This is a genomic window from Longimicrobiaceae bacterium, assembly GCA_035936415.1.
In the GTDB taxonomy this organism is placed as follows: Bacteria; Gemmatimonadota; Gemmatimonadetes; order Longimicrobiales; family Longimicrobiaceae; genus JAFAYN01.
Genome location: DASYWD010000142.1, coordinates 1 through 4,290 on the forward strand (window position 1 = coordinate 1; position 4,290 = coordinate 4,290).

4 protein-coding genes are annotated in these 4,290 nt (G+C 71.5%); all 4 read left to right on the forward strand.

Features of this window, described 5'->3' with window-relative positions:
* The first annotated feature begins 62 nt into the window (after window positions 1-62).
* Window positions 63-1,385: a 6-bladed beta-propeller gene (locus tag VGR37_05350; GenBank protein HEV2146821.1), complete on the forward strand. Its 1,323-nt coding sequence runs from the start codon at window positions 63-65 to the stop codon at window positions 1,383-1,385.
* A complete protein-coding gene (locus VGR37_05355) occupies window positions 1,382-2,038 on the forward strand; it encodes a DsbA family protein (GenBank protein HEV2146822.1) in 657 nt (218 codons plus the stop codon). Before VGR37_05350 ends, VGR37_05355 begins: the two co-directional genes overlap by 4 nt.
* A gap of 240 nt (window positions 2,039-2,278) precedes the next feature.
* Window positions 2,279-3,466 carry an efflux RND transporter periplasmic adaptor subunit gene (locus VGR37_05360; protein HEV2146823.1) on the forward strand — a complete coding sequence of 396 codons (1,188 nt, stop codon included), beginning with the start codon at window positions 2,279-2,281 and terminating at the stop codon, window positions 3,464-3,466.
* A gap of 70 nt (window positions 3,467-3,536) precedes the next feature.
* Window positions 3,537-4,290, forward strand: a 754-nt coding sequence (locus VGR37_05365; GenBank protein ID HEV2146824.1) for a TolC family protein, incomplete at its 3' end; no start/stop codon positions are given.

Sequence of the window (4,290 nt, forward strand, 5' to 3'; positions counted from 1 at the left end):
GGCGACGGCGAGCCGTCGCCACCCGGCCCCCGGCTTGCCTACGCGATACCTGAACCACCACCATGCTCCACGATCCGGGCCGGACCAGACACTCCCGCGAGCGCCTGAGGGAGGTCATTCGACTTGCCAGGACTGCAGCGCTCGTTTTGTCCCTCGGCGCGTGTGAGTCGTCGGAGGAAGGCAGCGGGCTGCCACCCTCGGCAGAGCCCGCCGAAGTCGCGGAGCGAAGCGTCGTAATCGACGGCGAGTTCGGCGCGGTCTTGGGCCTGGCCGTCGACCGCGCCGGGAGAATCTACGCCGCCGACGGTGTGAGCCAGGAAATCCGGATCTTCTCCCCTGCCGGCGACCCGGTCTCCTCGATCGGCCGTCGGGGGCGCGGCCCCGGTGAGTTCACCGGTCTCCAAGACGTGGCGGTCGGCCGCGGCGACTCGCTGTTCGCCTTCGACCCGGTGCTGCAGCGCGTGTCGGTTTACGCGGTCGGGGACTCCGTGGCCCTGGCGTACGTGACCGATGTGTCTCACCGCTCGGGAACCCGCGCCGTCCAGTCCGTCCTGGTCCCTTCCACGAGCGGGGTCATGGTCCAGTACGCGCTGCCGTTCAACCGGCACAACCTGGACGCGCGGCGAGAGATCGTCCTCCGACGGCTGGACGGCGGGGGCTCCGTACTCAAGGATTCGCTGCTGGTCGTTCCTCATCGCGAGTTCCTCGTCACGCGAGACCCGAAGTACGGCTATTCCGTCGGTATGCTCCCGTTCGGGCGGCGACCTGTCCTGCGGCTGGGGACCGACGACCGGCTGTACTATGGCTGGTCCGACAGCCTCGTCATCAGCATCTACTCACCCGACGGGGGGCGCGTAGCCCGGGTCGGAGCCCGTCGCGCCGCGCCACCGGTCACGAGGCGTGAAAAAAAGGTGCTCCTCGGCTCCTACCCGACCCGCTTCGAGCGAAAGCTGCTCCGCAAGGCGCTCAGGGACGGGAAGATCCCGTCCACCAAGCCGGCGTTCAAGGACTTCCTCGTGGACGGCCAGGGGAGGGTCTGGGTGAACGTGGTCACCAGCGACGACATGCAGGTGAGCAGCGCCGAGGGACTGCGGTACGTGGCGATGGCTGACGGCGCTCCCGCCCGGGACGGCTCACCCTGGTGGGTGATCGACAGCGACGGGAAACGGGTCGCTACCGTCGCATTTCCCGAGAACGCAACGCTCCACTTGATTCGGGACGACGAGGCATTCGGAGTCGAGACCGACGACCTGGGAGTCCAGACGATCGTACGCTACCGCCTGCCGGCCGAACTGGGCACGGCAGCCCTCGTGGCCACGCCCACGGGCTCGCCGGGGAGCGCCCGGAGCCAGGAGGCTGCGGAACCAACCGGAGGCACGTCGTGAGAGCGAAACTGTCCGATGCGTTGACACTCGTCATGGTGGTATGCGCCGTTGTCGTCACGGGACTGGTCGTGCGGAGGGAGTTCTTCCCCCCCGCCGGAGACACGCCACGCGCCGTCCGGCAGGTGGAGAACTGGGAAGCGGCCGCGGCGGAAGGGAGCCTGCTCGGCTCCGCGGAAGCCCCCGTCCGGATCGTCGAGTTCTCCGACTTCCAGTGTCCGTTCTGCGCACGGGTGCAGCCCGGGTTGAAACGGCTGCAGCAGGAGCACCCGGGCAAGGTGACGATCGTATACCGGCACCTCCCCCTCCAGGAGATCCATCCCCACGCGTTCGAAGCCGCGCTGGCGGCGGAATGTGCGGGAGCGCAGGGGCGCTTCGAGCCGTATCACGATGCGCTCTTCGAGATGCAGGACTCCATCGGCTCGCGGGACTGGGGACGCTACGCCGAAGATGCGGGCGTTGCCGATCTCCAGGAATTCAGGCAGTGCGTCGCCGAGCGCCGGTTCGAATCGCGCGTGCGCCGCGACATGGAGGAAGCGGAACGAATCGGCGTGCGAGGAACCCCCGTGTTCATCTTCGATGGAAAGATGATCTCCGGTGCCGATGCGCCGGACCAGCTCGCGGTCTGGGTGAGAGAGGCCGTGCGACGAAGGTAATTCACCCCGGTGAAGCATCGGCGAGGGTGGAGGCAAACGTGCCCCCACCCTCGCTGCCGTTGGTCCTCTCCCTGCTCCGCGGGCTCGGAGCAACCCTGCGGCGCGTCCCGGCGTCATACCGGAGCGGAGCGACACGCCCGTGACCTCTTCGGACTGTCTCCTTGTATGCGGCGAAGCGCGTATGTATCTTATACTTCTGCCGCATCCGGCCTGCATCCACGACCCTCTGCAGGACCCGCCATGATCCGCTCCCGCCGCACCTTCGGCATCCTCGCCGCCCTGGTCGCCCTGCTGGCGCTGTCGTCCGCGATCTACGCGCGCATCCGCAGCGAGGATGCGGCGGGCGAGAATCCCTCCGGCGATGCCGCCGCTTCCGGCGGGGCAGCCACCTCCGCGTCCGGCGCCTTCGCCACGGACGTCGCCATCCCGGTGCAGGGCGCGCAGGCCGCCCGGGGCACCCTGGTGGTGGCCGTGAGCGCGGCCGGGCAGGCGCAGGCGTGGCAGAAGGCGGTGGTCACCGCCCAGGTCACCGGGCGGGTCGCCGGCCTTTCCGTCCGCGAGAGCGACGCCGTGGCGGCGGGGCGGCCCCTGGTGGCGCTGGACCCGGCCGAGTACGCGCTGGCGGTGCAGGAGGCGCAGGCCAGCCTCCGCGACGCCGAGGCCAAGTTCCGGGAGCAGACACTGTTCGACGAGCGGATCGACGACGCCGCCACGCGCGAGGAGCGGGCGAAGGTGGCGCGGTCCAGGAGCGGGCTGGAGGGCGCCGAGGTGCGGCTGCGCCGGGCCCAGCTCGACCTGCAGCGCACCCGCCTGGGCGCGCCGTTCGCCGGGCGGATCGCCGACGTGAAGGTGGTCCCCGGGCAGTGGGTGCGGCAGGGCGACGAGCTGATGACGGTGGTGGACCTGGACCCCATCCGCGTGGAGGTGCAGGTGCTGGAGAGCGAGGTGGGGTACCTGGCCCCCGGCCGCACCGCGAAGGTGTCGTTCGCCGCCTTCCCCGCCGAGAGCTTCGCCGGCCGCATCGAGACCATCAACCCGGTGGTGGAGAGCGGCACCCGCACCGCGCGCGTGACGGTGCTGGTGCCCAACCCCCAGGGGCGGATCCTCCCCGGGATGTACGCCCGCGTCTCGCTGGACGCGCGCCGCTTCGAGGACCGGGTGCTCGTCCCCCGCTCCGCGATCCTGGAGCGCGACCGGCGCACCATGCTCTTCGTCTACGACGGCGACGACCGGGGCGGGCTCGCCAAGTGGCGCTACGTCACCACCGGGCTGCAGAACGAGTCCCAGGTGGAGATCGTCCCCAGCGAGGAGACGGACAGCGTCGCGCCCGGGGAGACGGTGCTCACCGAGGGGCACTACACCCTCATCCACGACGCCCGCGTGCGCCTGGTGGACGACGTGAAGAAGGCCGGCGGCCGGCCGCAGTAGCGCCGGCCCGGCCCCCGCAGCGCGCCGCGGCCCACCCGCGCGGCGCCTCCCCGTCCACCGGATCCGCAGCATGAAGCACCTCTCCGTCCCGGCCGTCCTGGTCCTCCTCGCCCTCCCCGCCGCCGCCCAGCAGGCGCCGCGCGAGCTCTCGCTCGACGAGGCGCTCCGCATCGCGGAGCAGGCGAACCCCGCGTACCGGAGCACGCAGGCGCAGGTGCGCGAGGCGTCCGCCCGCGAGCGGCAGAGCCTGGGCGCCTTCCTCCCGCAGCTCAACACCAGCATGAGCGTGGGCGGCAGCATGTCCGCGGTGCGGGTGGGCGTGGACGAGTTCGGGAACCCGCTCCCCGCGGGTGAGGTGGTGGAGAAGACCAGCACCGACACCCGGCATGGCCTCGGCCTGAGCATCCCGGTGTTCCAGCGGGGGCGCATGGGCGAGCTGCAGGCGGCCCGCGCCGACGAGCACGTCGCGGCGGCGGCGGTGCGGGTGGAGGAGGGGCGCCTCCGCGCCGAGGTCACCCGCCGGTACCAGGACGCCGTGCGCGCCGAGCGGCTGATCGCGCTGGAGGAGCAGCTCCTCGCCTCCGCACAGGAGCGCCTGGACGCCACGCAGCGACTCTTCCGGATCGCGGCGCAGGGGATGGTGGAGGTGCTCGGGGCCGAGGTGGAGGTGGCCCGGCAGGAGCAGGCGGTGGAGCAGGCGCGCGGCGAGGCCCGCAAGGCGAAGCTCGCCCTCGGGGAGGCGATGGGAACGCTGGAGGTGGCGGACGCCCGCCTCTCCACCGGGCCGGCGGAGGTGTTCGACCCGGCCCCGCTCTCCGCCGACT

Excerpts from the sequence above, each read along its gene's own strand:
- VGR37_05360 (HEV2146823.1), top strand. The coding sequence starts at position 2,279 with ATGATCCGCTCCCGCCGCACCTTCGGCATCCTCGCCGCCCTGGTCGCC.
- VGR37_05350 (HEV2146821.1), top strand. The coding sequence starts at position 63 with ATGCTCCACGATCCGGGCCGGACCAGACACTCCCGCGAGCGCCTGAGG.